This window comes from Paracraurococcus ruber (assembly GCF_004353985.1).
Taxonomy (GTDB): Bacteria; Pseudomonadota; Alphaproteobacteria; order Acetobacterales; family Acetobacteraceae; genus Paracraurococcus; species Paracraurococcus ruber.
Genome location: NZ_SMOA01000003.1, coordinates 32,077 through 46,549 on the forward strand (window position 1 = coordinate 32,077; position 14,473 = coordinate 46,549).

19 protein-coding genes are annotated in these 14,473 nt (G+C 71.0%); 1 reads left to right on the forward strand and 18 read right to left on the reverse strand.

From position 1 onward, the window contains the following. The first annotated feature begins 9 nt into the window (after window positions 1-9). Window positions 10-369: a hypothetical protein gene (locus E2C05_RS01555; RefSeq protein ID WP_133217840.1), complete on the forward strand. Its 360-nt coding sequence runs from the start codon at window positions 10-12 to the stop codon at window positions 367-369. Here the strand turns inward: E2C05_RS01555 and E2C05_RS01560 are convergent. The 18 genes from E2C05_RS01560 to E2C05_RS01635 form a co-directional block, all read right to left on the reverse strand. Then, complete coding sequence (locus E2C05_RS01560) at window positions 366-797, reverse strand: DUF6950 family protein (protein ID WP_133217841.1); 432 nt, start codon at window positions 795-797, stop codon at window positions 366-368. The two genes, E2C05_RS01555 and E2C05_RS01560, sit on opposite strands and share 4 nt — an antisense overlap. Continuing rightward, window positions 794-1,390, reverse strand: coding sequence for a hypothetical protein (locus E2C05_RS01565; RefSeq protein WP_133217842.1), 597 nt, complete (start codon window positions 1,388-1,390; stop codon window positions 794-796). Before E2C05_RS01565 ends, E2C05_RS01560 begins: the two co-directional genes overlap by 4 nt. Then, entirely contained in the window at window positions 1,390-2,580 is a 1,191-nt protein-coding gene (locus E2C05_RS01570; protein ID WP_133217843.1) for a phage head spike fiber domain-containing protein, read from the reverse strand. The genes E2C05_RS01565 and E2C05_RS01570 overlap by 1 nt, the downstream gene beginning before the upstream one ends. A gap of 1 nt (window position 2,581) precedes the next feature. After that, complete coding sequence (locus E2C05_RS34125; protein ID WP_200305194.1) at window positions 2,582-4,483, reverse strand: hypothetical protein; 1,902 nt, start codon at window positions 4,481-4,483, stop codon at window positions 2,582-2,584. Continuing rightward, on the reverse strand, window positions 4,480-4,617 hold the full coding sequence (locus tag E2C05_RS32720; protein WP_158291873.1) for a hypothetical protein: 138 nt from the start codon (window positions 4,615-4,617) through the stop codon (window positions 4,480-4,482). The genes E2C05_RS34125 and E2C05_RS32720 overlap by 4 nt, the downstream gene beginning before the upstream one ends. Window positions 4,618-4,733: 116 nt before the next feature. After that, on the reverse strand, window positions 4,734-5,243 hold the full coding sequence (locus tag E2C05_RS01580) for a hypothetical protein (RefSeq protein WP_133217844.1): 510 nt from the start codon (window positions 5,241-5,243) through the stop codon (window positions 4,734-4,736). Then, complete coding sequence (locus E2C05_RS01585; protein WP_133217845.1) at window positions 5,243-6,193, reverse strand: phage tail tube protein; 951 nt, start codon at window positions 6,191-6,193, stop codon at window positions 5,243-5,245. Before E2C05_RS01585 ends, E2C05_RS01580 begins: the two co-directional genes overlap by 1 nt. Before the next feature lie 9 nt (window positions 6,194-6,202). Beyond that, a complete protein-coding gene (locus tag E2C05_RS01590) occupies window positions 6,203-6,640 on the reverse strand; it encodes a phage tail terminator protein (RefSeq protein ID WP_133217846.1) in 438 nt (145 codons plus the stop codon). Window positions 6,641-6,643: 3 nt separating this feature from the next. Continuing rightward, window positions 6,644-7,243 (reverse strand): hypothetical protein, encoded by a 600-nt coding sequence (locus E2C05_RS01595; RefSeq protein WP_133217847.1) that lies wholly within the window; start codon window positions 7,241-7,243, stop codon window positions 6,644-6,646. Continuing rightward, window positions 7,240-7,560, reverse strand: coding sequence for a head-tail adaptor protein (locus tag E2C05_RS01600; protein ID WP_133217848.1), 321 nt, complete (start codon window positions 7,558-7,560; stop codon window positions 7,240-7,242). The genes E2C05_RS01595 and E2C05_RS01600 overlap by 4 nt, the downstream gene beginning before the upstream one ends. Continuing rightward, window positions 7,560-8,168 carry a head-tail connector protein gene (locus E2C05_RS01605; RefSeq protein WP_158291874.1) on the reverse strand — a complete coding sequence of 203 codons (609 nt, stop codon included), beginning with the start codon at window positions 8,166-8,168 and terminating at the stop codon, window positions 7,560-7,562. The genes E2C05_RS01600 and E2C05_RS01605 overlap by 1 nt, the downstream gene beginning before the upstream one ends. Before the next feature lie 10 nt (window positions 8,169-8,178). Next, a complete protein-coding gene (locus E2C05_RS32725) occupies window positions 8,179-8,352 on the reverse strand; it encodes a hypothetical protein (RefSeq protein WP_158291875.1) in 174 nt (57 codons plus the stop codon). A 2-nt stretch (window positions 8,353-8,354) separates the two neighbouring features. After that, on the reverse strand, window positions 8,355-8,792 hold the full coding sequence (locus E2C05_RS01610; protein ID WP_133217850.1) for a hypothetical protein: 438 nt from the start codon (window positions 8,790-8,792) through the stop codon (window positions 8,355-8,357). Between the two features lie 62 nt (window positions 8,793-8,854). Then, the gene (locus E2C05_RS01615) at window positions 8,855-10,159 is read right to left on the reverse strand and encodes a phage major capsid protein (protein WP_133217851.1); all 1,305 of its coding nucleotides are present in this window, start codon (window positions 10,157-10,159) and stop codon (window positions 8,855-8,857) included. A gap of 4 nt (window positions 10,160-10,163) precedes the next feature. Beyond that, window positions 10,164-10,886, reverse strand: coding sequence for an HK97 family phage prohead protease (locus E2C05_RS01620; RefSeq protein WP_133217852.1), 723 nt, complete (start codon window positions 10,884-10,886; stop codon window positions 10,164-10,166). Between the two features lie 12 nt (window positions 10,887-10,898). Further along, window positions 10,899-12,119 (reverse strand): phage portal protein, encoded by a 1,221-nt coding sequence (locus E2C05_RS01625; protein ID WP_133217853.1) that lies wholly within the window; start codon window positions 12,117-12,119, stop codon window positions 10,899-10,901. A 9-nt stretch (window positions 12,120-12,128) separates the two neighbouring features. After that, on the reverse strand, window positions 12,129-13,814 hold the full coding sequence (locus E2C05_RS01630) for a terminase large subunit (RefSeq protein WP_133217854.1): 1,686 nt from the start codon (window positions 13,812-13,814) through the stop codon (window positions 12,129-12,131). Then, window positions 13,811-14,374 carry a helix-turn-helix domain-containing protein gene (locus E2C05_RS01635; protein ID WP_133217855.1) on the reverse strand — a complete coding sequence of 188 codons (564 nt, stop codon included), beginning with the start codon at window positions 14,372-14,374 and terminating at the stop codon, window positions 13,811-13,813. Before E2C05_RS01635 ends, E2C05_RS01630 begins: the two co-directional genes overlap by 4 nt. Between the last annotated feature and the right edge of the window lie 99 nt (window positions 14,375-14,473).

Here is a 14,473-nt window from a genome sequence, read left to right on the forward strand (position 1 = left end):
GAGGCCCCGATGCGCCTGCTGCTGGCTCTGCTGCCGCTCTGCGGCTGCGCCATGGCGACCGATCTCGTCGCCAGGCCGACCGGCGGGTATCCGGCTGTCCGGTTCGTGGAGACCGTGCGGTTCGATGGGCCGGTCGGGCTGACCGTGCTGGAATTCCCCGCCGGATCAGCCCTTGTGGCAGACCGCCGCCGCGCCGATGGCGTGACGCTCTACTGTGGCCACATGGTGGTCCGGGACAGCTTGGCCGCCGTCCCCATGCCGGTCTGCGCCGAACGCAGCGGCGCGGCGCTGATCCTAATGGCGGAGCGGTCGGCCGGCCGGATCGAGCGGACCCCGCCGCCCGGCGCCGTGGAGGAGACCCGGCTCTAAATCGCCCAGGTCCGCCGCGCCATCCGCAGCGGCACGTAGCGCAGCCCGTCCAGGCCGGTGACCGCCACCCGGTGGTCCACCACCACACCCAGCAGCAGCATGTTCCCGGCCTCGACCAGCGCCCAGTCGCCGCGCTGGGCGAAGGCCGGCGGGATCTCGGGCGAGCCGAACTCCGCCATGGTCCGCTCCGCCGCGGCCTCGAAGCCGCCCAGGTCGCGCAGGATGGCGTCCAGCTCGGCTTCGCTGCCGTAGGCGCCGCGCAGCCAGGCGATGGGATCCTCGCCGGTCAGCGCCAGGGCGACGTCGCCGGCGAAGGAGCCGCAGTCCTGGCCGCCATACCAGAAGGGCTGGTCGCGCCGGGCGTCCAGCAGATCCGCCAGCCTCTCCGGCCAGTCCGGCAGGCGGGCGCGGGTGGGGGGCAGCCTCATTTGATCTTGCCCTTCGCGTCGGCTTCCCACCAGGACCGGTTGGGCCAGATCAGCTCCTTCTCCACCGTGGCCGGGACGAAGGCCAAGCCCTTGTCCCCGGGGTAGAGCCGTTCCTGATCCTCCGGCGTGAAGCGGCGGACCTTCGGGCGCTCCCAGTCGGCCAGCCGGTTCAGCAGCTTCACGCTGACCGTCGCCGTCTCGCCCATGCGGATGTCGAGCATGTCCATCCGGCCGCGGAAGACCACCAGCGGGTCGGACAGCGGCAGCCAGGTCGCCTGGTCCAGCAGCACTTCGTACACCACGCCGGCGCGGCCCTGGTATTCCTGGTTGAGCGCGATCGAGACGCTGTCCCGCGGCACGCCTGACAGGGAGACCGACAGGTCATAGGCGCGCAGCTCGGCGCTTTCCTCGACCACGGAGATCGCGCCCAGGCCGCCGACGCCCAGGAAGATCTGCCCGCCGATGGTGATGTCCGACGGGCTGCCGTTGATGCGGACGAAGCCGGAGGGGAAGTCCAGCGACACGGCGACGGTGCGGGCCGGGGTTTCGGAGGTGATGGCGGTCGACACCGCCGTGGTCATGGAACGGGGCATCAGAACAGCGCCTCTTCCATCTGCAGGGTCGTGCTGGCGAACACCCCTCGCTCGTACTCCATGCCCAGCTGGTCATCCGTGACCATCCAGACCGCCTTCGGCGCCAGCAGCTCCAGCGGCGTGTCGGCATTCGGGCTGCGGCGGATGTCCGGCGTGATGGGCACCGCCAGGGACTGCGTCCGGGTGACCGTGGCGGTGGTGGTGTCGATGTAGAGGGTGACCGCGCCGGCTTCGAGCTGCGCGCCGCCGGTCAGGATGGTGCCGCTGCTGGTCTGGGCGCTGCCGCCATTGGCGGTGACCGGGACGATCCAGCTGACCGCGCTGGTGGTGCTGCTGTCGACCACGCAGGTGACCCAGAACCGATACCAGCCGCCGGCGACAGAGCGCGTCTGCACGTCCACCAGCGTCGCGGTGCCCAGGGTGCTGGTGGTGCCCAGGGCGCCGGTGGACAGGTTCACCCATTGCCGGATGCCATTGGTCTGGCCGGCGTTGGACAGCTGGATATAGGCCCAGCCCATCGTCCCGGCCTTCAGCCAGGCGGAGAAGGTGTAGGTGGCGCCGGCGGTGATGGTGCGGGCCTGGGATGCGAAGCCGCCGCTGGTGCTGGTGCAGGTCAGCGTGTCGGCGGTGGTCGGGCCCAGCGGGCCGGCCGAGGTGTTCGCCGTGGCGGTGATGGTGCCGCTTTTCGTCCAGGCGGCATTGTCCAGGGCATTGGACTGCAGCAGCAGGTTGGTACTGGTGCGGTCGGTCATGGCGACGTCGTCCGTCACCATGCGCAGCTGCGGCCGGCCATCGGGCCCGGTCCAGCCGAAGATATCGCCGGCGCGGAAGGCGAAGCTGCCGCCATCGAAGCCGGTCACCAGCAGCGTGCCGCCGGTCTGGCTGCCGGAGAGGACCCGGCGGCCGACACTGTCCGCGCCGCCGTCGCCCTTCCGGGGCATGTGCGTCGGGCCCCAGGTGAACCGCCCGGCGCGGCCGCGCAGGCCGGCCAGGAAGGCCTGCATGATGCGCCACTGCGCCTCCGGCAGGGTGTTCCAGCGGACCTCTGCCGCCCATTTCGCGCCGGGCAGCGCCAGGGTCTGTTCCGTGCCATCGAAGGGGCTGCGGCCGCCGGACTGGGTGTTGGCGGCCAGGCCGAACCGGATGCTGTTCGGGTTCCGGATGGCGGCGGGGAAGGCGACGATCGGCATCTCAGACCCTCCGCCCGAACGTCTTGGCCAGGTTGCCGCCGCGGTTGACCTTGGCCGCCAAGTTGCCCTCGCTGGCCGCCAGGATGGCCGGCAGGCGGCGGGCCAGCACGGCGTCGATCCGCTGTTCCACGCCGGCCTCGGCGCCGCGGGCGTCGATCTGGATCACCGCGCCCCCGCCCCCGCCATCCATCGTCACCGGGATGCTGCGGCCGTCGGGCAGCGGCACATAGGCCTCGGGACGCCGCGCCTCGCCGAAGATGGCGACCTGCGGCGACCGTGCGACGCCGCCGCCCGCGTAGCTGTGCAGCGGCAGCGGGCCCAGCGGCGTCATCACGCCGCCGCGGGCGAAGGCGAATCCCTGGGAGGCAAAGCTACTCGCCTGGTTGCTCAGGCTGTTCAGCGTGCTGCTGGTCGGCAAGCCGCCCGCCGTATAGCCGCCGCCGAATGCATTTCCGAACAAGTCACTGAACAGGCTGTTGAACACGCCGCTCAGGCCGCCCGATCCGCCCGACCCACCCAGGGAGTTATTCAGCGCCTGCTCCAGCGGCCGGGTGATGAATGCCCGCTCGATCAGCCGCGCAACACCCTGCTCCAACCGCTTCAGCGCGTCGCCGGCCTTGCCGCTGCCGGTGATCATCCCATCGAAGGCGGAGGTGAAGACGGTGGCGATTTCCCGGCCGGAGACCGCGACTTCCTGGTTCTTCTTATCCAGCTTGTCGAGCGTCTCGATGTACTGGTCCTGCAACAGCCGGGTGACTTCCTGCACCCGCTCCGGCGAGAGGCCCAGCGGCCCGCCTTCCCGGTCCTGCGTCTGCAGGAACAGGTTCCCGGCGCTGTTCACCTTGGCCAGGCTGTCGGTCAGGCGCTGGAAGGCAGCCGCAGCCGGATCCACGCTGTTCGCCACCGCCTGGGCCTCACGGGCGATGCGCTGCTGCAGATCCTCGAAGCCAGCCAGCGGGTCGCCGGGCTCGCGCGTGGCGCGGGCGCTGCGCTCCCGCGGGCTGCGCTCCGGCTTATCCTCCGGCTTGTCCTGCCCGAAGCCCAGGCCGCCGAAGTTCACGGTGCCGTCCGGGCGGACCCGGGAGTTCAGGGCCGCGGCCTGCTCATTCAGCCGGCGCGCCAGGTCTTCCTGGGCGGCGATCTGCCGCCCCACGCGCGCTAGGTCGTCCGCCCGCCGCCGAACCTCCCGCTGCCCAAGGCGGAGCTCACCCGGGTCGGTCGCGTCGAAGGTGCCCGTGATGTCGGACACGATCCTGCCGCGCTGCTGCTGCAGGGATTGCAGCTGCAGGCCGGCCCGGGCGGCTTCCAGGTTCGTGGAGTCCTGGACCGACTTGAACTGCTCTTCCCGCAGGCGGGCGGTGCGCTGCGTCGCCGTCTCGACCAGCTCGGTGTAGGACTTGATCGCGGTGCCGGCGCGCTGGATGCCGAGGGCGTACTGCTCGGCCGCCGTGGCGCCGAGTTCCTTGTTCAGCGCCTCCACCCGCTTGGCCGCCTCATCGGCGTCCTTGCCTAGGCCGAGGAACTGCGCCGCCAGGATGCCGACGGTCAGCACGGCGCCGGCGATCGCGCCGCCGGTGCCGAAGACGCCCAGGAACTGGCTGCCCTGCTGGCTCAGCGCCGTCAGCGCGGACTGGCCCGACTGCACCTGGACGGCGAAGTCCTGGATCTGGAAGCCAGCGCTGCCGATGGTGCGGCCCAGGCCGCTGAAGCGGGTCTCCGCCTCCTTCGCCGCCTCCGAGATCGCCGGCAGCCCGCTGCTGCGCGAGCCGACCCGCTGCGCCGCCGCTTCCAGCCGGCGCAGGCTTTCCTCGCCGGCCGTGCCCAGGCTGCGCAACGTGCTCTGGACGTTCTCCGCGTCCCGCACCGAAAGCGTCAGGGTGATCGCCCGGGTGGAGCCGCTCATTCGGTCTTCTCCGTCCGCTCCGCCCGCCCGGCCATGATGCCGTCAGCCGCCGCCGCCAGCAGTACGGCGGCCACCTGGCTAGGCACGCCGGCCGCCCGCGCCAGCGCCACCGCGCCGGCCATGTCCACCGTCACCGCCGTCCAGCCGCCGCCGGCCAGGCAGGTCTCCGCGGCGCGCAGGCAGGCCGCACCTTCGGGGGACCGCGGCCGGTCCTGGTCGCCAGGGCAGTCAGCGCAGGTGGCGGGTTCCCCTACGCCGCCGGGCCAGGCGGGGCGGCCGGGGCAGCCGGCGCAGGATTCGGCGCCCCTGCCGTACCGCCACTGGCAGAAGCGCCGGAGCCGTTTCCCTCCGCACTCAGCGCATCCAGCGGTTCGCTGTAGGCCAGGAAGAAGGCGCGGCCGACCAGCGGCTCCGCCGCGAAGGCGGCGCAGGCGGCGGGCGTCAGCGGCAGGGGCAGCCCATCGTCCCCGCCGATGCCTTCCCATTCCACGATGCCGTAGCGGGCCATGGCTTCCAGGGTGAACTGCCAGACCAGGCCCTGCAGCCAGGCTGCGTTCGCGCCGGTCTGGCCATTCGGGTCATGCGGCGTGCCGGCCTTGGCCGCATCCTCCGCCTCCCGCTTCAACTCGGCGACGCGGGTGGTCGCCTCGGCCAGCGCCGCTTCGCGGACGGCGGTGGTCAGCGGGCGGACCTTCACCCGCACGCCGTAGGGCAGCGCCGGCAGCCAGTATTCGCCCCGGGCGACGGTCAGGCGCAGCATCAGTAGGACGCCACCTGGTTCTTCAGCGTCACCTGCAGCAGGCACTGCGCCGTGCTGTCATAGGCGGCGATGAAGGGCAGGTTGATGCTGATCCCGCGCGGGCCGTCCACCGGCCGCTTCTGCCGCTGGAAGAAGACCCGCGGGTACAGGAAGGTGATCGAGGTGTTGGCGTCGATCGTCAGGGAGTATTCCACGCTGGTTGCCGTGCCGTTCGTGGCCAGCGTGACCTGGGTGTAGTCCCTGAACCGCAGCGTCAGCTCGCCGCTGCCCTGCCGCTGGCCGAAGTCGATGCCTTCGGCCTGGTTGTCCGACCGCACGGTATCGTTCACCAACTGCATGTTGTTGGTGAAGCGGATGGTGCCGCCGGTGACCGCGCCGAGGGTGCTGCCACCCTGCCTGATGGTGCCGGTCGGGCGCTGGAAGCGGCGGAAGCTGGTGTTCACCGGCGTGCCGGCGCCGGAGCTGGCGGCCGTCACCTCCTGCATCGCCAGCAGGCCGATGGTCGCATCCGCGGCGCCGGTGTCGGAGATGGCGATCTCCATGCTGTTCGCCCGCGCGCCCAGCATGCGCTCGAACTGGGTGATGTCCGGGAAAGCCTTCTCGAAGCCCCAGGACGGCAGGGCAGTGGAGCCCGACTTGAAGACGTGGGTGAAGTTCACCGACCCGGAGGTGGTCGGGCTGCCCATCAGCTTGCGCAGCCAGCGACCGAAATGGACCGTATCCAGCGGCACCCGCGCATCGCCGGTGACCGCCAGCTTGCCGTAGTAGGGATCGGCCGCGTCGGCGTTCGGGTTCGCGGAAAGGATCTCGTCCTGCGACAGCTCCTGGTCGCCGCCCAGCGTGAAGCTGAAGCAGGGATACTGGTCCCAGTTGCCGGTCGGGGCGACGTTCTCCGTCGTCTCGATCTTGCCGTAGAGCTTGAAGCTTGAACCCTGTGCGCCGACAGGCATGGCAGCCTCCTATGCGAGATCGCGGACCATGGCCGCAGCGGTGATGTCGATCTGCGCCCAGGCGCGGGCGCGGGTGAAGGTCTCACCCTCGGACAGCGTCATGCCGTCCATCAGGATCGGCCCGAAGGCAGGGTCCGGGGTCCAGCCCAGCAGCGCGTCCCGCACCTGCACGAAGCAGTCCATGAACCGTTCCGACGCATCCTGGCCGCGGTCATCGGCGGCGGTGGAGACGGCGATCACCACCGAAAGCTGGACCTGCATGCCCTGGTCCAGGCTGGACAGCTGGTCGTCGCCGTCCGGGGTGATGCCGGCCAGCAGCACGAAGGCATGGGGCACGGGGAATTCGTCCGCCTGGATGGCGCGCTTGTAGTCGATCGCGCCGGCGACGCGGCCGGAGAAGATTGGGCACTGCGCCTTCAGGCGCGGGATGACGGCGGAGGGGCGCATGCGTCAGCCCCGGAAGGCGGCGAAGAGGTCGGCGGCGCGGCCGACGCGGCGCAGCATCTCGGCTTCCAGCTGCGCCTGCAGCGGGGAGAAGACCGGGCGGGGCTCGATCCGGCCGACGAAGCGGTTCACCGCCTTGCCGCCGGCGCCCCGGCGCTGGACGCGGTCGCGGGTGCCGAACTCCAGGAAATGGCGGTAGAAGGCCACGCCGCGGTCGGCGAAGACCTTGGCGCCGTAGCCTTTCTCCTTGGCCGGAAACTTCAGCTTCACGGCCCGTAGCTCGGCGCCGGTGAAGACCGCCGGCGCCTGGCCGGGGGCGGAGGCGCGATAGGCGCGGGTGTTGCGCGCCACCGCCGCAACCGTGCGGTAGGACGCCTGGCGGCCGAAGACGGTGGTCTTCCGGGTGACGCGGCGGAAGGTCCGCCGGCCAGCGCGCGCGCCGTACAGCTTGCCCGACTTCGCCGCCCGCAGGTCCGCCTTCAGGCGGGCCTGATATTCCTGGGCGGTCTCCCGGACCGTCTGGCGCAGCGTCTCGTCCAGCCGGCGGCCGGCGATGACCAGGTCGAGGAAGGTCTCCCGCCCCTGGGTCACCTTCAGGTCGATCATGCGGTCAGTTCCTCCGCGCCGATGACCAACCAGCGCCGGTCGCCGTCCATGTCCCGCACATCCCGCACGCGCCAGCGACGGCCGGCCAGGTCGCGGCAATGGGTGAAGCCGGTGCCCGGCCGCCAGCGGATGGTGATGCGGTGGGTCGGGCCCTCGCCGACCTGCACCCGCTCGATGTAGAGCGCGCCCTTGCTGGCCTCGATCTTCGCCCAGACCTCCGCCACGGCGGTGTAGGTCTCGGCCAGGCCCGTGCCGGCATCGGCCTCCTGGGCGCGCTGTTCCAGCACCAAGCGGTGCCGCAGCTCCCCCGCGCCCATCAGACCGCCAGGATCCGATAGGGCGCGATCAGCCGATCGAAGGCCGGGTTGCTGTTCAGCGCCCGGGCGGCGCTGGCGCGGGTCTCGACCTCCGCCTCGCGGTTCTCGTACATCGCGCCGATCAGCAGCAGCATGGCCTGCAGCAGCGCCTTCGGCGGGGTGTCATAGCCGGCGCGGTAGCGCACCCGCACCGCTCCGCGGACGCCAGCGTCGGTGCTGGGCCAGGCGGTGTTCGCCGCCGACCAGATGGTCGCCGGCAGCGCGGCCGGGCCGGTCGGGGCCTCGACCTGGTAGGCCGTGCCGGCCAGGGTGGTGGTGACGCCGGCCGCGGACACCGTCGACAGCGAGGTCAGCGAGACGAAGGGCGCGTGCGGCACCTGGATCGGGCGGCCGCAGGCGGGGAAGCAGGGCAGCCGCAGCTCCCACTCCTCCACCCGCAGCAGCCGGCCCGTCATGGCCTCCACCTGCTCCCGCGCAGCCGTGATCAGCGCGCCGAACAGGCCGAACTCGGCGCCGCCGTCCGCTTCGGCATTGGCGCGGCAATGGTCCATCGCCACGGCCTCCGACAGGGGCTCGCTGGTCGCGGGTGTGATCAGGCGGAGGTCCATGGCGGCGGGCTTAGCCGGCCGGGGGCGCGGGCGGCTTGGGTGCCGCCTTCGCGGGCTTGGCCCAGCCCTCACGCACGGCCAGCTCGGCCAGGTCGCCGGTGACCAGGTCGCCGACGGCATAGTCCTTCGGGTAGACCACGCCGTCCGGCACGCCCAGGAAGGGCACGGTGACGATCGCTTCCATCGTCAGGCCGGCATCAGTTCGGGCAGGCCGCGCACCGCGAGGCAGGAGATCGGCGTGCCGGTGGCATGCGTGCCGCCGAAGGTGGCTGTCAGCCGGACATACCGCCGGTTGCCGATATAGTCGATTTCCTGCACGTCCGCTGCCGCCTTGGCCGCGGTCAGCGACCGGACGATGCCGCCGGTGGCCCAGGTGAAGCCGCCCGGCAGGTTCACCTCGGCCGCCGTCGCCGCCACCCAGGTGGAGTTGTCGTCGGAATGCTCGACGCTGAAGTCCACCCGGTTGGTGCCGGTGAAGGTGATGCCGCCGACACCGATTGCGAGCTGGAAGCTGACAGCGCCGAAGCCCTGCAAGTCGACCGAGGTGCCGGTCACGGTCGCGGCCGCCGTCTGCGCGGCAAGGGTGATCGCCGGCGCGAGCCGGGTGGAGATGGTTCGCAGCATGGGGAGAGCCCTTCGGGCTGGGGTTCAGGGGAAGGACGGCGCCGCAGCGCCGCCCAGGCCGGTCAGGCCGCGCGGAGGATCTTCAGCGCCTCGCTGTTCACCAGGCCGCCGCCCATGCGCCTAGTGGCGTAGAACCGCACCCAGCCCTTGGCGGTGTAGGGGTCGCGGAGGATGGTGATCCCCGCCCGCTCCACCACAGTGTAGGCCTCCTGGAAGTCGCCGAAGGCCAGGCTGTCGCTGTTGGCGGCCAGCGCCGGCATGTCCTCGGCCTCGGTGATCGGGTAGCCGAGCATGGTGGCCGGCATGCCCGCCTGCACCGGCGGCTGCCACAGGTACTGGCCGGTGGTGTCCTTCGCCTTGCGGTACTGCGCAAAGGTGGCACGCGCCGCCACCCAGCGGGCGTTGCGGCGATAGGCTGGCTTCAGATCCATGGTCAGGTCGATCAGGATATCGAAGGGGTTGGTCCCGATCGCGCCGGACGCGCCGGTGCCGCGGCGCTGCAGCGTGCCCCAGGTGCGGCTGGCATCCGCGGTGGTGTTGGACGGGTAGGACAGGAAGCCGCGCGGCTTCTTGATGCCGTCGCCGGCGACGATGGCCGCATTGCCCAGCCTGGCGAAGCGGTCGCCCAGCTTGTCCGCCACCCAGGTCTCGATATTCACCGCCGCATCGGCGATGAGCCGGGTGGAGGCGCGGGGCTGCGACCACATCTCCTCCACCTGGATGGAGTAGCGGGAGACCGAGGTGTTGGTGCTGTCGGTCACCGGCTCCGTCTCGCCGCGCCAGCCGGCGTCGACGTCCGCGGTGTCCATGATCCCCTCCATCTCAGAGGCGGTGACCTGCTGGACGTTGACGATCGGCAGCATGTCCGACCGCTCATACAGGCGGGTCACCAACCGGCCGGACATGTCGGGCGGCACCAGGAAGCCGCCATCGCCGTCCACCGTGATCTGGAAGTCCTGGCGGTGCCAGGACTGCATCTCGTGGTCGCGGCCTGAGCGGAGGAACTCGCGGAAGTCGGTCTCGTACTTCGCCAGCTGCTCGGCATCGAACAGCTTCGTCTGGCGGCCCGCCAGGCCGGCGATGGACTGCAGGTGCAGGTTGGCGGTGGCCAGGCGCGCCGCCTGCTTCTCCTCGAAGGCGCGGTCGACGCCGCGGCCGGGCAGGGTCGCCAGCCGTTCCAGCGCCTTGAAGTTGTCGCCCAGGCGGTCGAGCTCGGCGGAGAGCTTCTCCACCTTGTCCACCGTCACGGCGTCGGCGGCGCCCTTCTGCTCCAGCTGCTTCAGGCGGTCGTCATTGGCCTGCTTGAAGGCCTCGAAGGTCTGATTCTGCTTCTCCAGCAGATCCTTCAGGGTATCGAGAGAGGACACGGGGTCAGCCCTTCATCGTCCGAATGTTGCGTTCGATCTGCGCGGCCAGCGCGGCCAGCGCATCGGGCGACGGGTCGTCGCCCTGGTCTCCGGCCTCGCCCGCGTCCCGCAGGGCCTCGAGGCCGGCCTTGCCCCGGCGCAGCAGCGCCTGGGCCTCCCGGCGCGACAGCCCGGCATCCCGCACGAGCCTCCGCTCCAGATCGCGCACCGACAGGCCGCTCTGCACGCTGGTGACGCGCGCCGCGGTCATGGCGGGAAAGGTGACGACGGAGATCTCGACCAGGTCGATCTCCTGGATGGTGACGCGCGGCTCGCCGGGGGCGGCAGCGTCGTTCACTTGGCGCTTCGTGGCGCGAAACCCGATGGACAGGCCATCGATGGCCGGGACCGGGTCCATCTTCAGCAGGGCGTAGATGTCGCGGCCGCGTGCGGTGTCGGCCAGCTTGCCGGATACCTTCAGGCCCTGTTCGTCCGCCTGCAGGTCGGTCCAGAGGCCGATCGGCAGCATGTCGTCCGCGGTGAAGTCCCAGCCGCCATGTTGCAGCAGCATCGCCGGCCGCTTGCCCGCCCGCATCTGCCGCACCGCGCCATCGAAGGCGCCGGGCGCGAAGGTGTAGTCCCGCCCATCATCGGGGCGGCCATAGACGGCGGCGATGCCGGAGAAGGTCATGGCGGAGCCCTCGCCGGCGGCGAGCTGCACCGTCCAGGGGACGAAGCAATCGGGCATGGTCGGGGTCCTTCAGGGCGCCGCGGGCGCCGGTTCCGCAGGGCGGGTGGCAGAGCCGCCGATGTTCGCCGCCGGCGTCGGCGTGTCGCCGCCCGGCACCGCATTCAGCCCCAGCCGGCGGCGGGCTTCGTTGCGGCTCATGATCCCGCCATCCACCATCTGGCGCAGAAACTCGCCCGTCGCCTTGGTGTCGGCGCGCAGGATGGCTTCCGTGTTGACGTGGAAGAACAGGCCGGTGGCGCGCTGCCGCGGCGCCAGCAGGTCCCGGCCCAGCGTCAGCTCCCACCGCCGGGCCCAGGGGCCCAGGGTGTGGACGGCATGCGCGACGAAGAAGGCCTCGGCCGAGGCATAGGTCGTGGCCTTGTCGCCGAAGCCGACCATCTGCGGGAAGACGCGGAAGGCGCGGCAGATCTCCTCCACCTGCTGCCGCCGCGTCTCCAGGGTCTGCTGGCTGGCGAAGTTCAGCTCATAGGGTTGGAATTTGGCGCCATTGCCCAGCACCGCGATCTTGCCGGCGCCTTCGCCGGTGTAGGCGCGCTGCCAGCGGGTCTGCAGATCCTCCGCCTGTTCCTGGGAGACGCGCCCTTCCAGGGTCAGCACGCCGCTGGGCGTGCCGCCCTTGCCGAAATGGCCTGCCTGGGTCCATTCGATGGCCGCCGCCAGCCCGATGCTCTCCCGCGCCAGCCGCACCACCTCGAGGCCAGCGACCGAATCCCATGACGGGCCGCGCAGGTGGAACATGTCGATCAGGCCGACCAGCTGCTGCCGACCGCCCGGCCATGTGACCCGGTATTCGATGGACCAGTCTGCGGTCTGCTTCCACTGCACCCAGCTCGGCAGTAGCGGCAGCACGCCGATCGGCTGGCCGCGCACGCCGCGCTGGATCAGCGCGAAGCCGTTCCCCGTCAACGCAGCATGCATGGTCAAGGTCTCGGCGACTTCCTGCCAGGTCATCCAGGCATTCGGTTCCTGCAGCAGCCAGGCTGCGTCGGCCGAGGTGTTGTCTTCCGCCCCTTCCGCGGTGCGCTGCCGCAGCGCCACCGGCAGGGCGCCTATGCCTTCCGCAATTACCCGCACGCAGGCCAGCACGGCAGCGACCTGTAGGGCCTTCTCGTTGCTCAGCGCTACGCCGGACCGCGTCGCCATCCCGCCGGCGAGCATCCAGGCAAGGTGCTCCGCCCAGCCCTGCCGGACATAGCCGAGGCGCGCGGCAAGGCGGGAGAATAGAGACATCCACGCTCCTCACACGAAGACCTGGTCGGCGCCGCTCCGCGCCACCGGGTTCCGCGCCATCAGCTCGACCGCGCAGAACAGCGCGATCAGCGGGTCGATCTTCGCAGAGCCGGCCGCCTGCTTGGTGATGCTGACCGCGTTGCCCTTCGGCTCCGCCTTCGCATTGCCGACCGACCACGCCATCAGCGGCTGGCCAGCGTGGCGCATCTCGCCTTCCGCAAGCCGGCGCTCGGTCGTCTTGATGGCACCATTCAGCCGCCAGCCCTGGGAGACGCCGGCGACCTGCTCGCCCTCGATCCCGATCTCGGCCAGCGCGTCCAGCACGGCGCCGATACCGGCGGGGTCCAGCCCCACCGCGTGCTTCTCCGGCAGCAGGCCGGCATCGCGGACGGCGCGCACCACCTCCACCACGCCGGCCAGGTCGTCGCCCATGCGCTCGACCAGCATCAGGTCGCCATCCTGGGCGAAGTCCCGCAGCCGCGCCGCCTCCGCCTTCCGACGCTGCAGCACGATCGGGTGCGCCCAGGCCCGGCCCCAGTGCAGCCAGCGGCGCGTGCCCGTCTCCCGCCCCACCACCGCCAGGCCGAATAGGTCGTCCAGGCCGCCGCCATCGATGCCGATGGTCGCCACCTCGCAGCGCGCCAGCAGCGCATCCAGGGTCAGGCCAGGCTCGGCGTTCGGGGCCCAGTGCTCGGCGCCGGCCCAGGCATCCGCGTGCAGCGCCAGGCCGATTTCCAGATTCAGATGCTGCGATGCCCAGCGGCGTTCCTCGGCCTCGCCCTTCTCCCGGGCGGTCTCGTAGTCCCGCAGCAGGACATCCAGGGACACCGACCGGCCGAGGTTCGGCAGAACTGCCGGCCAGGTGGCCGGGTCGCGCCAGGGTTTGGCTTCGTCCGCCTGCACCTGGCGCGGGAACTCGTACAGCATCGGCAGTACGCTCGGCCGCGGCACCCGGCCATCCCGCACCGCGCGGGCATAGGTCAGCTCTTCCTTGAAGGCCCCGGCCGGCGGCTCATCCGACTGGGTGCTGATGATCACCCCGAACTGCTCCGGGATGGCCGAGGCCGCGCCGCGCAGCTGCCCCAGCACCCGGGACGCATAGTGGACCTTGCCCAGCAGGTGCAGCTCGTCCAGCAGCCAGCCGGCATATTTGCCGCCTGTCGCGGTCTGCATGTCGAAAGTGGTGATCTTCAGCCAGGACCCTTTGCCCTTGCCGGCCTTCATCACGATCGTCTTGTTGTAGTCCTTGACGTCGAAGACCGACGAGTAATCCGGCGTCGCCTCAATCATCTTGGCGGCGGCGGAGAAGGCGAGATCGGCGATTTCCTGCGTTGGGCCGAACAGGCCGAATTGCGCGTTCGGCCTGACGTTCATCAGCAGCGCCGTCAGCATCAGCGCCGCGGAGTTGGTGGTCTTGCTGTTCTTCTTCGGCACCTCGAGGAAGACCCCGGGGACCCGCCGCAGGCCGGTCTCCGGATCCCGCGACCCGAAGATCACCCGCACCACGTCGCGGAACCACTCTCCGGCAGCCTCCGCCAGCGGTGGTTGGCCCTCCACATCCGGCAGCCGGATGCGGTTGAAGATGTCCACCGCCACCGCCGCCTGGGCGTGGTCCAGCGGCAGGTCGGGCAGCAGCGACCGGCCGGCCTGCAACCTCTCCCACCAATCGGGAACGGCGAACTGCCAGACGGTCAATTCGGCCTCAGATGCGCGGCCCAGTCGGCGGTGGCGATGACATCAGCGGCCTCACGCGCCGCCTGCAGCTTCTTGCCCGGCGTCTCTGCCTTCGGCGGCTTCGCCGGGGCGTGGCCCGCGGTCAGCGCCTCCTGCATCTCATCCAGGCGGGCCTGCGAGATGATGGCCCGGGCTTCTTTCAGGGCGGAGACATTGCCGCTCCGGGCCTTCGACATCAGGGCGGAGATGACCTCGGCCTCGACCCGCTCGGCGCCGGTCGCCAGCTCCTCGGCGTAGTGCTTGCGCAGCGTCGGCTCCGACACGCCCAGGACCCGGGCGATGACCTTCGGTGGCTTGCCGCAGGCGGCCAGGTCCATCACCCGGCGGCGCTGGCCGAAGTCCGGGCGCAGCGGCTTTCGGCCGCCTGCTACCGACCGCTGCCGCGGGGTCGGCGGCGCGGCCTCGGCGGTGAAGAGGTCTTCCGCCTTCCCGGCGGCGAGGTCGCTGGCGAACCGCTTGCGAAGTGTTGGGACGCTGATGCCCAGCACCTTGGCGATGTCGGCATGGCGGGCGCCGGCCATGCGCCGCACCGTCTCCCGATCCGCATCCGACGGCGCATAGGCACGGCGGCCGGGTTTCTTTCCTTCCTGGCCCTCCATTTCTTGCTCCGGCCGAAAAAA